This is a genomic window from Paenibacillus gallinarum (genome assembly GCF_014836635.1).
In the GTDB taxonomy this organism is placed as follows: domain Bacteria; phylum Bacillota; class Bacilli; order Paenibacillales; family Paenibacillaceae; genus Paenibacillus; species Paenibacillus gallinarum.
In genome coordinates, this window is the sequence record NZ_JACSQL010000014.1 from 1 (window position 1) to 19751 (window position 19751).

General features: G+C 39.9%; 12 protein-coding genes and 3 tRNA genes. 13 read left to right on the top strand and 2 right to left on the bottom strand.

The genetic code is table 11. From position 1 onward, the window contains the following. The 10 genes from H9647_RS21420 to glmS all read left to right on the top strand — a co-directional run bounded on the left by H9647_RS21420 (position 1) and on the right by glmS (position 11396). A tRNA-Arg gene (locus tag H9647_RS21420) sits at positions 1-69 on the top strand. 8 nt (positions 70-77) lie between these two features. Further along, positions 78-151: transfer RNA gene (locus H9647_RS21425), tRNA-Pro, on the top strand. 10 nt (positions 152-161) lie between these two features. After that, a tRNA-Gly gene (locus H9647_RS21430) sits at positions 162-235 on the top strand. Positions 236-608: 373 nt separating this feature from the next. Continuing rightward, positions 609-3401, top strand: a complete 2793-nt coding sequence (gene ppc, locus H9647_RS21435) for a phosphoenolpyruvate carboxylase (RefSeq protein ID WP_191803884.1) — start codon at positions 609-611, stop codon at positions 3399-3401. Positions 3402-3615: 214 nt separating this feature from the next. After that, positions 3616-4182: an RNA polymerase sigma factor SigW gene (sigW, locus tag H9647_RS21440; RefSeq protein WP_191804071.1), complete on the top strand. Its 567-nt coding sequence runs from the start codon at positions 3616-3618 to the stop codon at positions 4180-4182. A gap of 151 nt (positions 4183-4333) precedes the next feature. Beyond that, positions 4334-4951, top strand: a complete 618-nt coding sequence (locus tag H9647_RS21445) for a zf-HC2 domain-containing protein (protein WP_191803885.1) — start codon at positions 4334-4336, stop codon at positions 4949-4951. Positions 4952-5191: 240 nt separating this feature from the next. Further along, the gene (gene cdaA / locus H9647_RS21450) at positions 5192-6016 is read left to right on the top strand and encodes a diadenylate cyclase CdaA (protein WP_191803887.1); all 825 of its coding nucleotides are present in this window, start codon (positions 5192-5194) and stop codon (positions 6014-6016) included. Further along, a complete protein-coding gene (locus H9647_RS21455) occupies positions 6016-7464 on the top strand; it encodes a CdaR family protein (protein WP_191803889.1) in 1449 nt (482 codons plus the stop codon). The genes cdaA and H9647_RS21455 overlap by 1 nt, the downstream gene beginning before the upstream one ends. 112 nt (positions 7465-7576) lie before the next feature. Then, positions 7577-8920 (top strand): phosphoglucosamine mutase, encoded by a 1344-nt coding sequence (glmM, locus tag H9647_RS21460; RefSeq protein WP_191803891.1) that lies wholly within the window; start codon positions 7577-7579, stop codon positions 8918-8920. A gap of 643 nt (positions 8921-9563) precedes the next feature. Beyond that, positions 9564-11396: a glutamine--fructose-6-phosphate transaminase (isomerizing) gene (gene glmS / locus H9647_RS21465; protein WP_191803892.1), complete on the top strand. Its 1833-nt coding sequence runs from the start codon at positions 9564-9566 to the stop codon at positions 11394-11396. Positions 11397-11872: 476 nt separating this feature from the next. On the opposite strand, the gene H9647_RS21470 is transcribed toward glmS, so the two are convergent. Further along, positions 11873-12691 (bottom strand): AraC family transcriptional regulator, encoded by an 819-nt coding sequence (locus H9647_RS21470; RefSeq protein WP_191803894.1) that lies wholly within the window; start codon positions 12689-12691, stop codon positions 11873-11875. Between the two features lie 318 nt (positions 12692-13009). On the opposite strand from H9647_RS21470, the gene H9647_RS21475 reads away from it, so the two are divergent. The 3 genes from H9647_RS21475 to H9647_RS21485 all read left to right on the top strand — a co-directional run bounded on the left by H9647_RS21475 (position 13010) and on the right by H9647_RS21485 (position 18267). Next, a complete protein-coding gene (locus H9647_RS21475) occupies positions 13010-15202 on the top strand; it encodes an alpha-galactosidase (protein ID WP_191803896.1) in 2193 nt (730 codons plus the stop codon). Between the two features lie 26 nt (positions 15203-15228). After that, the gene (locus H9647_RS21480; RefSeq protein ID WP_191803898.1) at positions 15229-16668 is read left to right on the top strand and encodes a PTS transporter subunit EIIC; all 1440 of its coding nucleotides are present in this window, start codon (positions 15229-15231) and stop codon (positions 16666-16668) included. A 126-nt stretch (positions 16669-16794) separates the two neighbouring features. Next, complete coding sequence (locus H9647_RS21485; RefSeq protein WP_191803900.1) at positions 16795-18267, top strand: glycoside hydrolase family 32 protein; 1473 nt, start codon at positions 16795-16797, stop codon at positions 18265-18267. A gap of 349 nt (positions 18268-18616) precedes the next feature. Here the strand turns inward: H9647_RS21485 and H9647_RS21490 are convergent, their stop codons facing one another. Beyond that, complete coding sequence (locus tag H9647_RS21490) at positions 18617-19750, bottom strand: S1C family serine protease (protein ID WP_191803902.1); 1134 nt, start codon at positions 19748-19750, stop codon at positions 18617-18619. Between the last annotated feature and the right edge of the window lies 1 nt (position 19751).

Here is a 19751-nt window from a genome sequence, read left to right on the forward strand (position 1 = left end):
AGCTCAGCTGGATAGAGCGTTTGACTACGAATCAAAAGGCCGGGAGTTCGAATCTCTCAGGGCGCGCCATTATATTTCGGGATGTAGCTCAGCTTGGTAGAGCACCTGGTTTGGGACCAGGGGGTCGCATGTTCAAATCGTGTCATCCCGATACTTTATATGCGGGTGTAGTTCAATGGTAGAACTTCAGCCTTCCAAGCTGATAGCGTGGGTTCGATTCCCATCACCCGCTCCAATTATTTAACGTAAAGTCTGGTTCAGTAACTAGGCTTTTTTTTGTATATATAGATATAATTAATGGATCAATTAGTGTATTACTAGATGTGTGCTTGTTACTAGATTGTACTTGCTTTTATGCAATTGCAAATAAATATTGGATACATTGATTAACATATAGAAGCAATAAATCAGCTTATCCACTGTTGAATTGGTCAAGAGAATCTCTAGAAATACGACAAGAAAAGCAGTATTTTACATTAAAAGTTACAAAAAACCTGTATTTTCTATCACAAAACTAAAGATTTTCACTGATTTTTATTGTATTATGTTATGAAGGTGTCATTTTTTTACGTAGAATTTTGTAATTAGCTGGAGATAGGAGGATAAGCATGACAGAAATTACGGTAACCGCGAACAAAAGCAATTCTAACAACTTGTTGCGCCGGGATGTGCGGTTTCTTGGTAATATACTCGGGGAGGTTCTCGTCCATCAAGGAGGTAATGAACTTCTAGACGTGGTAGAAAAAATTCGTGAAACCAGTAAGGCTTTACGAGCAGAATATACGCCAGAGTTGTATCAAGAATTCCTTAGTATGATCAAGCAATTAGATTCTGAGAAGCGCCATCAAGTGATACGAGCTTTTGCAGTATACTTTCAATTGGTGAACATTGCGGAACAGAACCACCGAATTCGCCGCAAACGTGACTACGAAAGATCTGCAGGAGAGACTGTGCAGCCAGGATCAATCGAAATGGCTGTTAAAACTTTGAAGGAAAAAGGGTTTGGATATAATGATGTTCAGGAAATCCTAAGTTCTCTTTCCCTTGAGCTTGTTATGACTGCGCATCCTACGGAAGCCATGCGTCGTGTTATTCTCGATATACATAAACGTATATCGGAAGATGTCATGCTATTAGATAATCCTATACTAACGCTCCGGGAACGTGAACAGCTGCGGGAGAAATTACTCAACGAAGTCATTACCCTGTGGCAAACGGACGAACTGAGAGATCGTAAACCTACTGTGCTTGATGAAGTAAGAAACGGAATGTACTATTTCCATGAAACTCTATTCCATGTACTACCTGATGTTTATGAAGAACTAGAACGTTGCTTACAAAAGTATTATCCAGAAAATAGCTGGCATGTACCTACGTACCTGAGATTTGGCTCCTGGATTGGTGGAGACCGTGATGGAAATCCATCGGTAACTTCTGATGTGACTTGGGAGACACTCCGAGTGCAACGTAAGCTTGCTATACGCGAATATAAACGTATTTTAATTGAGCTGATGGGAAATTTAAGTTTCAGCACTAATATCGTAAACGTATCTGAAGAATTAATGGCTTCTATTGAAGAGGATCGAAAACATGTAGTTATTAAGAAAGCAGACATATGGCGTAATGAGAAAGAACCTTACCGTATTAAACTTGCTTATATGATAACTAAACTTAGTAATGTTTTTGATGAAAGCAAATTGGGTCAGCCGGATCGGTATGACTCACCAGAGGAATTAATTCGTGATTTAAAAGTGATCGATTGTAGCTTGCGTCATCATTATGCTGACTATGTTGCAGATACGTATATCAAGAAAACGATTCGCCAAGTAGAACTTTTTGGATTCCACACTGCTACGTTAGATATTCGTCAGCACAGTCAAGAGCATGAAAATGCGATGACAGAAATTTTAGCTCATATGAATATTGTGGAAGATTATTCTGCGCTCAGTGAGGAAGAAAAGATTAATTTACTTGCTGATTTGCTCAATGATCCGCGTCCATTAACATCATCTCACTTTAAGTATAGTGAGAATACACATGAATGCTTGGAAGTATATCGTACCATCTACCGAGCTCAAAAAGAGTACGGAAAGAACTGCATAACTAGTTATCTGATTAGTATGACACGAGGTGCAAGTGATCTGCTCGAAGTAATGGTCCTCGCTAAAGAAGTTGGGTTATATCGTATCGAACCTGACGGCACTGTTGTATGCTCAATTCAGTCCGTACCTTTATTCGAGACGATTGATGACTTACATGCTGCTCCGCAAATCATGAAACGTCTGTTTGATTTGCCAGTCTATCGTAAAAGTGTCCTAGCAAGAAATGACGTACATGAAATCATGCTTGGATACTCTGACAGTAATAAAGATGGTGGAGTAGTCACAGCGAACTGGGAACTGCTTGTTGCGATGAATGATATTACGGCGATGAGTAAAGATTACGGAGTGAAGTTGAAATTCTTCCATGGACGCGGAGGAGCTCTTGGACGCGGAGGAATGACATTAAATCGCAGTATTCTGGCTCAGCCGTCTCATACCATTGGTGGAGGTATTAAAATTACTGAACAAGGAGAGGTTATCTCTTCTCGTTATTCACTTAAAGGTATTGCTTATCGCAGCCTGGAGCAAGCTACGTCTGCATTATTAACATCAGCAACTGCTGCTCGTACGGAGAAAGTCGATGAGAAAGAAGCTGGGTGGAAAGAGATCATTAGAGAAATTTCCGAAGTTTCACTGGAAAAGTACCAAGATCTTATTTTCCGCGACAAAGATTTCTTCGATTTCTTTAAAGAATCTACTCCTTTGCCTGAGATTGGGGAACTAAATATTGGTTCTCGTCCATCTAAGCGTAAGAATAGCGACCGATTTGAGGACCTGCGTGCGATTCCATGGGTGTTTGCATGGACACAGAGCCGTTACCTCTTCCCGGCATGGTACGCAGCTGGTACGGGTCTACAGAGTTTCTACCAAGGTAAGGAAGAGAACCTGAAGGTTCTACAAGATATGTATAATAACTATCCTTTCTTTAGTACCTTGATAGATACAGTACAAATGGCAGTAGCGAAAGCGGATATGAATATCTCAAAACAGTATACTTATATGGTTAAGGATGAAGAAGTACGTAATCGGATTGTGGGACTTATTAAAGAAGAATATAAGTTGACCAAAGATCTGTTACTTAAAGTAACGGGACAACAAGAGATTTTGGATAACGTACCTGTTATTCAAGAATCGATCCGTTTGCGGAATCCATATGTTGATCCGTTAAGTTATCTCCAAGTTCAACTGCTTGCAGAGCTACGTGAACTGCGCGAGCAAGACGGCGATGATGCGGAGCTGCTTCGTGAAGTGTTGTTAACCATCAATGGTATTGCTGCAGGGCTACGAAATACAGGTTGATAAGTCGTTAAATACAAAGCGAAATCATGACTATAGGTTTTTCAATAAACGGGGGATCTTGCAAAAGAGACCCCGGTTTTTTTTGTGATATTTTTAATGGATTCATAGTTGAAATGGATTGCAATTTAGGTGGACATCGATTACGATTTGAATGATGTAGGTAGCCAAATAGGGCGGTACGAAAGACCCATCAGCAAGTCTGGGGGAATAGATGGTGGACAATTTAGAAAAAAGGTTGGTCAAACTCATACTCAAGGGAGATCAGCGAGCTTTTGCTGAGCTTGTAGAGTTATACAAAGACAAATTATTTCATTTGGCTTATCGTATGCTCAATAATCGGCACGAGGCGGAAGATATTGTACAGGAAACTTTTTTACGGGTATATCGGAATATGGAAAAATATGATCCTGAACAGAAGTTTTCTACATGGATTTACCGTATTGCTACGAACTTGTGTATCGATAGGTTAAGAAGAAAGAAGCCTTCGTATTCACTTGATGCGGAAATTGGTGAGCAGGAAGGAACAGATGGTTATGCCATGCTCCCAAGTGATGATCGGACTCCGGAAAGTGAAGCTCTATTATCAGAGACACAACGGATTATTCGAGATGCCATTGAAACTTTGCCAGCAAAGTATAAATCCATTATGGTACTGCGCTATTTGCAGGATCTTTCTCTTCAGGAGATTAGTGAAGTATTGGACATGCCGGTAACAACGATCAAAACAAGAGTACATAGAGGTCGTGAGTTTTTACGTAAAAAACTTGAATATAAACTCTAGGTTGTTTTGTTATTTTTTAAATTTAATGAAACGATCTTGAGCGTCACTGCGTATAACATGAAAACGAGTCTTATGTTTAATACGTAGTTACGCAAACAAGTTTATTTATAGACGTGAGACTTCATAGATCTTGAGGAAAGGATATGCTCATATGGATTGCAATGAAATCACCTCTTTAATGCATGAATATTTAGATGATGAACTTTCGACTGCCCAGAAGAAGGGGCTCGAGAATCATTTGTCGATGTGTCCTGACTGCCGCATGCTTTTTAAAGAGTTAGAACAGACGGATATGCTACTTTATGCTATGAAACATTATTCCCCGTCTGCTTCAGATGAGCTGACTGATCGGATCATGAGTGCTGTACCACAACCGAAGAAGCAGCAACCTTGGCTGAAATGGGTGAAGCGACATCCTGCATTTACTGCTGCTGCTGTATTTTTGTTAGTCATGTTGTCCAGTACTCTTAGCTTCTGGGATCAGAGCGATCAGCTGATCGTTAAAGGCAGTGATCTGGATCAAATCGTAATTGAAGGGAATAATGTTATTATTCCAGAAGGCAAGTCTATAAACGGGGATTTAACCGTGGAAAATGGAACAGCTCAGATATATGGCAACGTAGAAGGGAATCTTACGGTTATTGATGGTTCTTACAATATGCAAGCATCTACAGCACATGTTTCCGGGCAGATCAAGAGTATAGACCAGGCACTTGATTGGATTTGGTATAAGGTAACAAACATCATGTCCGTTGTAGCGTATCGCTAAGAAGGTATTAAATGGTAGTCGTTAGGCAATATTTTATAAACATTACCAGGGCACCTCGGCTGCGAGGGGCTCTTTTTTTCATAGAACAGGGCATATTTATAATAAATGGGTAATTTGATGGTTGCTCGCTTGCAAGTTGTACTTTAACGTTATAACCTAGATATAAAGAAGAACATACTATAACTACAACTTAAATAGCGTGTAGCGTTTACTCAACAAGGGGATAACGGGGGCAAAAGGATGAACTATTTTGCGGACTTAACATGGCAAGAGTCCATTAAAGACATTATAGATATATTAATCGTAGGCTACATTATATACCAAATCATCCTGCTTGTTCGGGGTACACGTGCTGTGCAATTGCTGAAAGGGATACTCTTATTGGTGGTGATTTGGGTTGTCAGCACCTGGTTTAATCTCTACACATTAAAGTGGCTCATGAACCAATTCTTTACTTTCAGTGTGGTTGGTCTATTCATCATCTTCCAACCGGAGCTCCGCCGTGCACTTGAACAGTTAGGACGAGGTAAATGGTTTAATCGGATTAGTGCAGATAATGAGGAATTTAGCAGGTTTACGAATGAATTAATTAAAGCCATAAACTACTGTTCTCGCCGTAAGATCGGGGCATTAATTGTCTTTGAACGAGAGACGGGCCTTAATGAATACACAGAATCAGGTATTAAGATGAACTCTGTGTTAAGTTCGGAACTGCTCATTAATATATTCATACCGAATACACCGCTTCATGACGGGGCTGTTATTCTACAAGGGAAACAGATTGCGGCGGCAGCCTGTTATTTACCTTTATCAGAGAACCCTTTCATTAGTAAGGAACTGGGCACACGTCACCGGGCAGCTATCGGGGTTAGTGAAGTTGCCGATGCTGTTGCCATTGTGGTATCTGAAGAAACGGGTCAGATTTCCCTTGCGATTAATGGTCAGGTCGTAAGAGATATTAAAGAAGAATCACTCATTTCCAAATTACATGAAGAACTTCGTCCATCTTCTACTCTTAAAGAGAAGCGCAACCCGTTCTGGAAACGGAAGGGGGGACGTCAGTAATGGATAAATGGTTCAATAATAACAATTTTGCCAAAATATTGGCGCTAGCGGTCAGTCTTCTATTGTGGGCTATGGTTCATTCGAACGATGTTACACCGACGCCAACAACAAACACTTCCATAGAACCTCGTGCGATTGATAACGTCAAAATCGAAGCTTATGGAATTGATTCATCTAAATATGTACTAACATCCATGAGTGAAACAGAAGTAGAAATGCAGGTCAGAGGTCAGCGTTCTGTACTCACTTCTGTATTTACGGATGAATATAAAGTAAGACTGGATTTAAGCAACGTTAGTCCGGGTACAACGACGCTTCCTCTTAGTCATGTGGTTCCAAAAGGTGTGGAATTTGTATCTATGGAACCTTCCAGTGTAACAGTTACGATTGAGGAATTATCGTCCCAAGATTTTGAAGTAAATGTGGTTACTACAGGAACGCCAGCAGAGGGATATGCAGTAGGGACGCCGGTTATTACACCAAATGAACCTGTAAGAGTTACTTTGCCAGATAGCCAACTTGCTGCTGTGGGGAAGGTTCAAGGTACGGTTAATGTTGATGGGGCAACTGAGAATGTAACTGAGAAAAAAGTGAAGTTAGTAGCTTATGATCTGGAAGGAAAAGAGATAGAAGGAGCGGTTATTGAACCAGCTGCTGTCTCTGTTGATATTCCGATATCTGAGAAATTTGCTAAAGTTCCTTTAAAAATTCAGTACGAAGGTCAGCTCCCCGAAGGGCTTACTTTAGCTAAAGTGGATTCAAGTGTAAGTGAGGTAACGTTGTTCGGAAGCCAAGAAGAGCTGGTAGGGATAGAGTCCTATAGTGGAGTGACTTTGGACCTTAGCACACTTAAAGAGGCTGGTACAGAGACAATTAATGTGGACTTGACGCCGCCCTCTGGTTTTGAGAAAATCGAGCCGAGCTCCGCTGTACTTACGGTGACTGTTGTTGCATCGGAAGAATCGTCTGTTAGCGAAAAAATAATTCGTAACGTTCCCGTTACTCTTCAGGAACCTGGGGGCAGTTTAACTGCGACAATAACTCGTCCCCAAAGTGGAAATAAAGATATAACGGTTTCGGGTCCGAGTGATATGCTGGATAATGTTGATGCTAGTGATATTAAACTTGTTGCGGACGCGAAAAACCTCAAGGAAGGTAACCATGTAGTTGCGTTACAGGTAGAAGTACCTGATTACGTGACGGTTAAATCTTCTTCGGCGGATCTTAAAGTTTCCATACAGGTAAAGGATGATTCAGAAGAAACATCTACAACTCCGGCCGAACCTGAAACGAAGCCGGATGAAGATAGCGGAACGGAAACACCGAATAATCAAGGCTCAGAAGAGGATACAGATGCTGGAACCTCTGATGGGAGCACTGATGAAAATACGGAAAACGACTCAGAAGAAAACGATAGCTCAGCTGGAGCAAATTCTTCATCACCGTAATAGAAACACCGTAATAGAAACAATGTATAAGCCATTAAAGTACTTATACAAAGGCAGATATGAAAACGAATTTTTGATAAAGATGATATAAAAAAAGAGGGGTAAACAAACAATGGGGAAATATTTTGGTACCGATGGAGTTCGTGGAGTAGCCAATAAAGAATTAACAGCTGAAATGGCCTACAGTATTGGCCGCTGTGGAGGATATGTACTTGCTGGTGGAGTAGAACGTCCAAAAGTCGTGATTGGTATGGATACTCGAATCTCTGGATTGATGTTGGAGTCTGCTCTAATCGCTGGATTATTATCCATCGGAGCAGATGTAATTCGTCTTGGTGTAGTTTCTACACCAGCGGTAGCATATTTGACGCGAACTCTTAAAGCAGATGCGGGAGTAATGATCTCAGCTTCTCATAATCCGGTACAAGATAACGGCATCAAATTCTTTGGTGGCGATGGTTTTAAACTTTCTGATGAGACTGAAAATCGTATTGAAGAGTTGATGGATGCCTACGAAGATGAACTCCCACGTCCAATCGGGGGTAATTTAGGTGCGCTTACCGTTAATGATCATGCGAAGTTCGAATATCTTGATTTCTTGAAAACAACAGTCTCTTCCCGTTTTGACGGAATGAAAATTGTACTTGACTGTGCACATGGGGCTGCTTATGAACTTGCTCCTAAACTGTTTACAGACCTAGGGGCAGAAGTGATTACAATTGGTGCGGAACCAACGGGACTTAACATCAATGATCATTGCGGGTCTACACATCCCGAGCAACTAAAAGAAGAAGTTCTGCGTCATGGTGCAGAACTTGGGCTTGCTTTTGATGGCGATGCAGACCGTCTGATTGCCATTGATGAGACAGGGGCGGAAGTAGATGGTGACTTTATTCTGTGTATTTGCGGCGATGCAATGAACCGTGCAGGCAAATTAAAAGACGGAACCATCGTGTCCACTGTTATGAGTAATATTGGATTCTATAAAGCAACTGAGAAATTAGGACTTAAAACGGCAAAAACTGCAGTCGGCGACCGTTACGTGATGGAAGAAATGCGCCGTGGGGGATATAACCTGGGCGGAGAACAATCCGGGCATGTAATCTTCCTTGATTACAACACGACGGGTGATGGTATGCTGACAGGTATTCAGCTGGTAAATACACTTAAAGAGTCTGGCAAAAAACTCAGTGAGCTTAAATCGATCATGAAACAATATCCTCAGGTTCTTGTGAATGTTCGTGTAGAAGACAAGAGTAAGTTTGAAGGTAATAAAGGAATTGAAGAAGCCATTGTTGCAGTAGAGAACAAGCTTGGCGATAACGGACGTGTCCTAGTAAGGGCATCTGGTACCGAATCACTAATTCGTGTTATGGCAGAAGGTCCAGACCGTGACGAATTGGAACAATTTGTGGAGCAGATTGCAGTTGTCGTGAAAAAAGAGCTTTCTGTATAAACAAACAAGCTTAAAAATGAGCCTGCGAGACTAATAATGGTTTCCCAGGCTCTATTTTATGGGTATAAATGATGAAAATGAATGTAAGGTATAAAGCGCCATTGCAAAACTTACATGAGATGCATATAATGAGTTGTGTGATTCAGATACAGAAAGCGAGGATCGTGAGGTAACAACGTTTTAAAAGCGCCAGAACTTGTACCAGCGTACGGAACCAGTTGTTGTAATAACAATTGGACGGATGGGCAAGTTGACGAGGTGGAGGTGTTCGGATTGTTCGGCGGGGACCTCCCGGTATTCCACCATACCGTTAATTCGAGTACGGAAAAGAAACAGGTGACTGTTTTTACAACGAATCGATAGGTGATTAAAAATATAAAATTAGAACATGCACGAGGAGAGCATCTTTGCTTAATACTACATGAGGTTGATATGCATTCATCGTGGCATGAATCATTATAAAAAATACGGATTAGCTAAAGTAGCTAGGTGCTATCATTTCAGGACATCGTCTTATGAAAAGCTGTGAAATTTACCGTAAAGGGTTTGTCACCCGCATATCAGACAACTATTTCCTCATGCTTATTTTTGCAATGTATGCATTCATCTCCTTCGCATGATTCAAAATCGGAGGAATTTACCTATGTGTGGAATCGTTGGATATATCGGAACTAAGAATACACAAAATGTACTAGTCGAAGGTCTGAAAAAATTGGAGTACCGTGGTTATGATTCTGCGGGGATTGCTGTTTTCACTTCAGAAGGTCTTCAAATTACAAAATCTATTGGTCGTCTTGCAAACCTGGAAGCAAAACTGGAAACAGCTCCGCTGCAAGGGAATGCAGGAATTGGACATACACGTTGGGCTACTCATGGTAAGCCTTCGGATGAAAACTCTCATCCACATACAGACAACAGCATGAAATTTTCTGTTGTGCATAACGGAATTATTGAGAACTACTTGGAACTGAAAGATGAATTGATCAGCCAAGGATGCAACTTCACTTCCGAAACAGATACAGAAGTTATCTCTCACTTGGTTGCACGTGAATATGATGGCGATATCGTAAAAGCAGTTCAAAAAGCAATTACTCACATGCGTGGTGCTTTTGCACTTGGAGTACTTACTGAGTATGAGCCAGATAAATTGGTTGCTGTTCGTCAAGCAAGCCCACTGATCATTGGTATTGGTGAAGGCGAGAACTTTATTGGTTCTGACATTCCAGCTATTCTCGAATATACTCGTAATGTGTATATCCTGAATGACGGTGAGATGGCAGTACTCACAAAAGATTCTGTCGAATTGATGACAATCGAGGGGAATTTTATTTCTCGGGAAATGATTCGTGTCGATTGGGATGCTGTTACAGCTGAGAAAAACGGATTCGATCACTTTATGTTGAAAGAAGTTTACGAACAGCCAAAAGCATACCGTGAAACAATGCTTGGCCGTATTTCTGAAGATCACAAAAAGATTGTTCTTCCTGATCTGAAGTTGACAGAAGAGCAAATTAAAAATATTAAAAACATTCAAATCATTGCATGCGGAACTGCATACCACGCTGGTCTTGTAGGACGTACAATGATTGAACAACTGGCACGTATTCCGGTAGAAACAGATGTGGCTTCCGAGTATCGTTACCGTTCACCAATCGTGAACTCTGACACGCTCGTAATTGTTGTCAGCCAGTCTGGTGAAACAGCAGATACGCTTGCTGCACTCCGTGAAGCTCAAGCAAACGGTGCACACGTACTTGCAATTACCAACGTAGTAGGAAGCTCTATCGCTCGTGATGCGAACGATGTACTTGCTACACTTGCGGGTCCAGAAATTGCTGTTGCTTCAACCAAAGCTTACAGCTCCCAGCTTATTGCATTTGCACTGTTTAGCTTGTATCTTGCACAAGTTCGCGGAACACAAACAGAAGAGACAATTGCAAACATTATTGCAGCAATGCAAGCTCTGCCTGAGCAAGTTGAGCAAATGCTTGATCAAGCAGACACAATCAAAGAATATGCAGAGCAAATCTCTACGCACAAGAACCTGTTCTTCATCGGCCGCGGCGTTGACTACGCTGTAGCACAAGAAGGTTCCTTGAAACTGAAAGAGATCTCTTATATTCACTCTGAAGCTTATGCAGCTGGAGAATTGAAACACGGAACACTTGCTTTGATCGAAGAAGGTATTCCTGTTATCGCTCTAGCTACACAAGAAGATGTTCTTGAGAAAACAGTAAGTAACATCAAAGAAGTGAAAGCACGCGGTGCGGATGTTATGGTCATTACCCATGAAGAGAATGTAGCAACTCTGCTTAAATCCGTAGACCAAGCTTATGCAATTCCTAAAACATTGCCAATCTTGACTCCAACACTAGCTGTTGTACCACTTCAATTGCTTGCTTACTACGCATCTCTTGCTCTGGGTCTTGATGTGGATAAACCACGTAACCTTGCGAAGAGTGTAACTGTTGAATAATATAGATTAATGTCAATATGAGTTACAAATAAACTCATACCATTACTCTAAAACTCATATTTCATGTAAATAAATTTATATTAAAACCGAGCAAATGCAGGATTATTTCCCGCCATTTGCTCGGTTTTTTCTTTATTTAAACTCATCATGATTCTGGCTAAACTTTGGGAAATCAATACTCTAGTAGAGGTACACATCGGTTAAAGGATCCCTTTATAAATGAACCCTGTAGACTATGAAATCTGATGAGCTACCCGCGTGTTAACTTATGATGTCTCTAGTCTCTACAGAATGATGTAAGGGGGAATACTCTTTTTAAGTTAGAGTGACGTGTTACGGGCTTCCTACTCCTTTAACGCCTTCGTAAATGCTGTAATATCATTACCTAAATATTAAAGGTGATTAAGCAATCTCTATCAATTGGGTTCATTGCATGAATCTAATGGCTTCAAAGGATGAAGCCATTACTCATTATATTAAAGCAGCCTCTTCCTATATTCTGAGGGCGTACAGTTTTTTATTTGTTTGAAAATTTTCGAGAATAAAAGCACATCTTTATAACCTACGGACCGAGCAATATCCCCGATTTTAAGTGAAGAATTGGCTAATAAAAAGCATGATTTTTCGATTCTTAGATTCAGTAAAAATTGTTGTGGGGATTTATTGAGGTATTGCTTAAATAATCGGTGTAGATAGGAACGATCAATGGAGATATATTTTGCCACATCATTTACTGTAATATGATATGCATAATTTTGCTCAATGAATTGCAGCGCATTTTCAATATACTTCTGTTGCTTTACTTCACTCGTGATTTCAAGATTTGGATAGAGCTCACACAATACATAGAAAAATTCATATAGCTTTGATGTCAGCAGCAGATCTTTATTAGAAGTCAGTGCCGTCATACTTACAATACTATTCATGCAATCTGCCAGCTTGTGCGTTTGATCAAATGTGAAGATGGGGTTGTCTGTAGATATACTTGTCCTATTTAGATATTCCTTTGCTTTTACCCCGCTAAAACCAATCCAAATATATTCCCAAGGATCATCAGCGTCTGCCTCATAATAAATTAATACGTTGGGCTCAATTAAAAAGGCTTCTTGTTGTCCGAGGTGATAAGTTTTGTCATGAACTTTAAAAATCCCTTTTCCTTTTATTACATAGTGAATCATATACCCGCTTCGAATCGCTGGGCCATATGAGTGTTTTCCCACGCAAGCTTCTCTACCACATGTGTATAAGTTGAGATCTAGATTACTATGGGAATGATTGGAGAAACTAGCGTTCATTCTTTGTCACCTCTCATTAAAAATCCTAGAAAGTTATCACATTGTTTTATATTCAATCTACATTATTCCATGTCTATTTTCAATTTAAAGTTATAAAATAAAAGCATATTCAATCTAGTATACAAATTATTATGTTGCTTATATCAAGAGTACACAATAGTTAAAACGCTTTCTTATATTTTACGTATTTTTATCACAACTTATTATTCGTTATGAAACAGGCTTATAAAAAATAAGAAATACTACATTATTTCTTATTCAGATAGGTTATCTACTATCCTAGATACATCAATGACTATGAACTTGAAGGAGGATTCTATGGCAATTCACATTAATCAGGAACAACTCTTATTTCATCTGCAAGGGAAAAACACAAGTTATGTAATGCAGGTGGTTCGGGATGGCTATTTAGCACATTTATATTGGGGGAAAAGGGTTCAAACCTATCGTGGAAGTAACAAAATTATTTATATGGATAGAGGATTTTCACCTAATCCTGATGCCTCTGATCGAACTTTTTCACTCGATACGCTGCCTCAAGAATATCCGGCTTATGGGAATGGAGATTTTAGAATACCGGCTTATCAAATTCAGTTGAATAATGGATCAACCGTGACTGATCTACGTTATAAAGATTACAAGATCTACAAAGGAAAGCCAAAACTAAAAGGATTACCATCTACTTATGTAGAGGATGAAAATGAGGCAGAAACGCTGGAGCTTATCATGGAGGATAAGTTGCTGGGACTAACGGTGACGCTATCTTATAGTTTATACCCTGAATTAGATGTGATCACAAGGTCGGTTCATTTTAACAATGAAGGGTCACAAAATTTGAAGATGCTTCGGGCGCTTAGCGCTAGTGTTGATTTTCGAGATGATGAGTATGAATTAATTACATTATATGGTGCACACAACAATGAAAAGAATATAGAGAGGCGTAGAATTGTGCCTGGGATTCAACTGGTTGATAGTTGCCGGGGGGCAAGCAGTCCTCAACAAGCACCATTTTTATCATTAGTAAGAAAAGGGACCGATGAGGATCGAGGGGAAGTTTATGCATTTAACCTTGTTTATAGTGGAAATTTCACAGCGCAAGTTCAGGTAGACCCCTATCGTAATACAAGAGTATCTATAGGTATTAATCCTTTTGATTTCACTTGGCTTTTAGAACCTGGGGAAACTTTTCAAACGCCTGAAGTTGTAATGGCTTACACAGCAAATGGGCTGGGTGATATGTCTAGAATCTTTCATGAGCTATACAGTAAAAGATTATGCCGTGGAACATTCAGGGATAAGCTAAGGCCCGTACTCATCAATAACTGGGAAGCTACTTATTTTGATTTTAATGCGGAAAAGATCGAAGAAATTGCGGTAGAAGCAAAAAAAGCAGGAATAGAACTGCTTGTATTAGATGATGGATGGTTTGGAAAAAGAGACGATGATAACAGTTCACTAGGGGATTGGGTCGTCGATCAGCGTAAACTTCCAAACGGATTACAACATCTTGCCAATCGAATTTGTGAGCTCGGTCTGGAGTTTGGATTATGGTTTGAGCCTGAAATGATTTCAGTAGACAGCGATTTATATAGGAAGCATCCAGATTGGTGTTTACATGTAGAAGATCGGTCACACACACTGGGACGGAATCAACTTTTCTTGGATTTATCACGTGAGGAAGTGTGCGAATATGTTATTGAATCCGTATCTAGTGTTTTATCAAGTGCACCGATTACCTATGTGAAATGGGACATGAATCGGCACATGACGGATATAGGGTCAGCAACTTTGCCACCAGAAAGACAACGTGAAACCGCTCACCGTTATATTTTGGGTCTGTACAAGGTAATGGAAGAAATCACATCGAGATTCCCTAATATATTGTTTGAAAGCTGTTCTAGTGGTGGTGGGCGTTTTGACGCAGGAATGCTTTACTACATGCCGCAAACGTGGACAAGTGATAATACAGATGCGATGTGTAGACTTAAAATTCAATATGGTACAAGTCTCGTTTATCCGCCGATTACCATGGGAGCTCATGTTTCAACTGTCCCTAATCATCAAGTGGGAAGAATAACTCCCCTAGAGACAAGAGGACATGTCGCAATGGCTGGAAACTTTGGTTACGAGCTAGATCTAACCATATTAACAGAACAAGAGAAAGAGGAAATCAAAAAACAAGTTGCTTTGTATAAGGAGATTCGTCCAATTATCCAATTTGGAAAATTTCATCGAATACTCAGCCCATTTGATGGAAATGAAGCTGCATGGAACTTTGTTTCCGGGGATCAATCAGAAGTAGTAGCTAGTTATTTCAAAGTGCTCTCGCAACCAGGAGCTTCCCTTCGAACCCTCAAATTCAAAGGCCTCAATCCAAACTATATTTATAAAGATGTCGAGACGGGTGAACTGTTTGGTGGAGATGAGCTAATGAATGCAGGGATTACACTACCAAGGATCAAGCAAGACTTTCTAAGTATGTTCTGGAGATTTACAAAACATCATAATTGATCAGTCAGGAAAGAGGGAAAAGCGACATGAAAGACAAGAAAAAACAATACGTAACGATATCTGAAGAGATATTAGAGAACATAGGTGGCAAAGAAAATATCGCCGGCGTCGCCCATTGCGCCACTAGATTAAGAATCGTATTAGAAGATAACGATAAAGCAGATTTAAAAAAAGTAGAAGATATAGATTTAGTCAAAGGAGTCTTTATAGCAGGGGACCAACTTCAAATTATTTTTGGAGCAGGACTTGTAAACGACATTTATGCTGTATTTGCTAAACTTACAGAAACAGAAGATATGTCGCTTAGTGATGTAAAGACAAAGTCTTCTCAAAAACAAAATTTTTTCCAGCAAGCAATTAAATCTTTATCTGATGTATTTATTGAGATTATGCCTGGGATTCTTGCAGCCGCATTATTAATGGGAATAACAGGGTTGTTAGGACAACAGGGATTGTTTGGTGAAAAATCAGTTATAGAAATGTACCCTGCTTTAGAAGGGATTAACCGACTGCTATCGATTGTATCATCTGGAATATTTACAATATTACCATTGTTAGTAGCCTATTCTGCAACTAAAAGATATGGCGGTAGACCAATTCTTGGTTTAGTTATTGGCGCGATCATGCTGCATCCGAACTTAGCAGATGCTTATGAAGTAGCTAAAGGCAATGTTGATCCTGAGGTTATTAATATTTTAGGGTTAAATATTGAACTCGTTGGATTTCAAGGCGGCATTATTATTGCTTTAATGATGGGATTTGTAGTTGCAAAATTAGATCAGTTCTTTATTAAAAAAGTACCTAATATGATTAAGCTGTTTTTGGCACCTATGTTAACCGTACTTGTTTCATCTGTACTATTATTTACAATTATCGGGCCGCTTGGCCGCGAATTAGCGCAATTCGTAACCACTTCATTATTATGGACCACACAAAACTTAGGCATTTTTGGATATATGATCTTTGCAGGTATTCAGCAAATTATCGTAATTACGGGGTTACACCATGTTTTAGGTGCGGTAGAAGCACAGCTTCTTATCGATACAGGACGAAATTTCATAAATCCATTAATGTCAGTAGCCTTGTTTGGACAAGGGGGAGCGGTACTAGGATATGTTCTTTTACATCGGAAAAATACGAAAGTAAAAGAACTTGGAATTTCAGCATTTGGTTCCGTCATATTTGGTGTTTCAGAGCCAGCCATTTTTGGGGTCACTTTAAAATACAAATTCCCGCTGATTGCTGGATGTATTGGAGAAGCGATTGCAGGCGGTTATGTATATCTAACTAAGCTTACTTCAATCGGATTTGGAACTACGGCTCTTCCGGGGTTAGCCATTGTATCCGCTGAAAATCACGGGCATATTCATTATATTATCGCTCATTTGATCGCATTAACATGTGGTGGATTATTCACTATAATATACGGAAACATTAATAAAAAAAGGACAGAACTTAGCTCATAACAGGATTAGTACAGATAAATAAAGTTCTTGATGGCAAAGTCGATTTCTCATATCTACAAGCAAAGACTTGATGAAAGCGCTTCGCCACAAGGATGATTCTGGTTTTTATTTAAAGGAGTTTAATATATGGAATGGACGAGAGAACAGAGATACCGAAAAATAGAAGAGGTAAGTCCAGAAGAAATAAACAACTTGAAAAATAAAGTTAACCATTGCCCATGGCGGCAAACGTTCCATATTCAACCGGAAACTGGGCTTTTGAATGATCCCAACGGGTTCTCTTATTATAATGGGGAATATCATTTATTCTATCAGTGGTTTCCACTTGGCCCGGTACATGGTCTGAAATATTGGTATCATACCAAATCCAAAAATCTTGTTCACTGGGAGAACGTTGGAATAGGAATAACACCTGGAGATAAATTCGATAGTCATGGGGCTTATTCGGGAAGTGCTACCCAGCATAATGATAAATTACATTTAATATATACAGGGAATACACGGAATGAGCAGTGGATAAGACACCCTTATCAATGTATGGCGATCATGAATCAGCAAGGGGAAATAACCAAAAAACTTGATAAACCGATTATTGCTAATGTTCCTGCCGGATATACAGATCATTATCGAGATCCAAAGGTGTGGAAAACAGGCGATACTTTCTATCTTGTTATTGGAGCACAGCGAGACAATAAAACAGGCTGTGTAGTCTTATACAGTTCGGTGGATCTATTAACTTGGGAGTTTGAAGGGGAAATCAAGACAAAGTTAGATTCATTCGGTTACATGTGGGAGTGTCCCGATTATTTTGAACTTCAAGATCAAGGAGTACTCCTTTTCTCACCACAAGGCTTAGGGCCAGAGGGAGACAAATACCGTAATATTTATCAATCGGGTTATGTCCTTGGAGCGAAGCTCGATTTACAGAGTAAAGTATTACAGCATGGTGACTTCATAGAGCTTGATCGAGGTTTTGATTTTTACGCTCCGCAAACTATGATGGATCCAGAAGAGCGCCGAATCCTTGTTGGATGGATGGGTTTACCGGATATTGAATATCCAACAGACCGGAATGAGTGGGCACATTGTCTAACATTACCGAGGCAGCTATTTATTCGGGATGGTAAGTTGGTACAACAGCCGGTTAAGGAGCTTCAGGCTCTTCGCAAACATAAATATGAAGCAGAAGCTACACTTTTTAATGAAACAAAAATGGTTGATGGGTTTAAGGGAACCACTTATGAATTGATTTGTGAATTTGAACAAGCAGATGCAATGACGTTTGGAATTGAATTTAGAGCAAGCAGTGAAGAAAAGACAGTAATAAAGTATGATGCTTCTCAGAAAAAAGTGATCCTTGACCGTACATTATCAGGCGAAGAGGTGGGCGCCGCTTATGGAACAACAAGATCGTGTAATTTGGAGGCAGACAGAATAAAATTCCACTTGTTTGTGGATTCTTCCTCGGTAGAAATTTTTGTGAATGACGGAACTGAGGTATTTACGAGTCGAATTTTCCCTAGTCAAAACAGCAAAGAGATTCGTTTTTTTGCGACAGAGGGAAGCGTAGAATTCAAAGCCGTTAAGTGGGATTATTAAGAAATTCTAATTTGGAAATCAAGAAATAATAAGCTTCATACTGACAAGAGGCTGGACTCAAAAGGAAAAAATCATGAATTCAGTTGAAATCGAAGTATCCGTATTAGAGTCGAGTAGATCCAGGACATTTTCCTGACATTTGCTCGGCTTTTCTTTTTGGGCAAGGGAGAGAAAGAAGCATACAATTATATTTAAAAAAATAAGAACACCACCGAAAAGATCCGGTGGACGTTCTTAATTAGACTTAGAAACGTATGTAAATCTTTCTTTTCTCGATTGGATATTTCTTGAGAATATCTTTATATAGCAGTACTTTTCGAAATAATTTAATTTACTAATTTACAGTTTACTATATCTTTTTTCCCTTTCCATGAAGTATCTTCAAATCACCATTCTCATAACCGACTGTGTAACTCATCCGGTAATTTTGATATACGGTACCGCTGTCGCGCCATTCTTCGGCTGTAATTTCAATCTCGACTGTAGCTTCATCTGTCTGTTCTTTAAGAGTGACAGGTCCGATATTTATGTAGCCAGTATGTAGATAACCTGCCCGAAAATCCTCATAGCTTATCCCGCTTTGCCATTCACTTCCTAGAAGGTAATAAGCTGTGACATAATCGCCATCATTAAGGCTTTGATAAAAGTATGTCACAATATCTCGCTCGTCTCCTGTTTGTACGTCGCTATCCGGATCAACATCATCGTTCAGCAAATTAGGAAGTTCTGTCATAGGGTTCCTAGACCATTCCGTAGCCTGCTGAAGTATGCTGGGAATAGGAATGCTAAATCCAATGGTAGAACCCTCATCAGCGATTGCTGAATTTATGCCTAAGACTTTTCCCGTATCGCTGCTAATAAGTGGTCCACCGCTATTACCATGGGTAATGGGAGCAGAAATCTGGTATAGATTACTGTATGTATATGGGGCGATATCAAAGCTTCGATCTAGCCCACTGACAATTCCTGTAGTGACCGTGTTCTCTAATCCTAGGGGACTGCCAAGCGCAAGAATTTCATCTCCAACTTCTGCTCTTCCTTCTTCAGCTAAAGAAAGTGGAGAGAGTTTTTCTAAATCAGGCACACGGACTACAGCGATATCTGTATTTGTGCTGATCCCAATCACGGTTCCTTCATACTCTTCCTGGGACAATGTACGTACTGTGACTTGTTTTGAACCATCTACTACATGAGCGTTGGTTAAGATATCACCTTGTTTGTTATACAGAAACCCCGAACCAAGGCTGTTTCCACTCTCAATAGTAACAACACGTTTTTGGCTATCTTCTATAATTTCTTTGCGTGTTTTTTTTGTTTTATGCTCTGTAGTCTTTGTTGTAGTTTCTGATGTAGTCTGCAAGGCCAGCAGCGGTTGCCCGTTCAGCTCATTCGCTGCCGATGTATGAATAAAATACATTCCTCCACCTCCTAAACCAAGGATGGTTAAGCAGGTCAGTGTGCTGATCCATAATCCTTTTCTCACG

What these genes read in the sequence shown, in the direction of transcription:
- glmM (WP_191803891.1), top strand. Translation starts at nt 7,577, where the DNA reads ATGGGGAAATATTTTGGTACCGATGGAGTTCGTGGAGTAGCCAATAAA.
- H9647_RS21455 (WP_191803889.1), top strand. Translation starts at nt 6,016, where the DNA reads ATGGATAAATGGTTCAATAATAACAATTTTGCCAAAATATTGGCGCTA.
- H9647_RS21445 (WP_191803885.1), top strand. Translation starts at nt 4,334, where the DNA reads ATGGATTGCAATGAAATCACCTCTTTAATGCATGAATATTTAGATGAT.
- cdaA (WP_191803887.1), top strand. Translation starts at nt 5,192, where the DNA reads ATGAACTATTTTGCGGACTTAACATGGCAAGAGTCCATTAAAGACATT.
- ppc (WP_191803884.1), top strand. Translation starts at nt 609, where the DNA reads ATGACAGAAATTACGGTAACCGCGAACAAAAGCAATTCTAACAACTTG.
- glmS (WP_191803892.1), top strand. Translation starts at nt 9,564, where the DNA reads ATGTGTGGAATCGTTGGATATATCGGAACTAAGAATACACAAAATGTA.
- H9647_RS21475 (WP_191803896.1), top strand. Translation starts at nt 13,010, where the DNA reads ATGGCAATTCACATTAATCAGGAACAACTCTTATTTCATCTGCAAGGG.
- H9647_RS21485 (WP_191803900.1), top strand. Translation starts at nt 16,795, where the DNA reads ATGGAATGGACGAGAGAACAGAGATACCGAAAAATAGAAGAGGTAAGT.
- H9647_RS21480 (WP_191803898.1), top strand. Translation starts at nt 15,229, where the DNA reads ATGAAAGACAAGAAAAAACAATACGTAACGATATCTGAAGAGATATTA.
- H9647_RS21470 (WP_191803894.1), bottom strand. Translation starts at nt 12,691, where the DNA reads ATGAACGCTAGTTTCTCCAATCATTCCCATAGTAATCTAGATCTCAAC.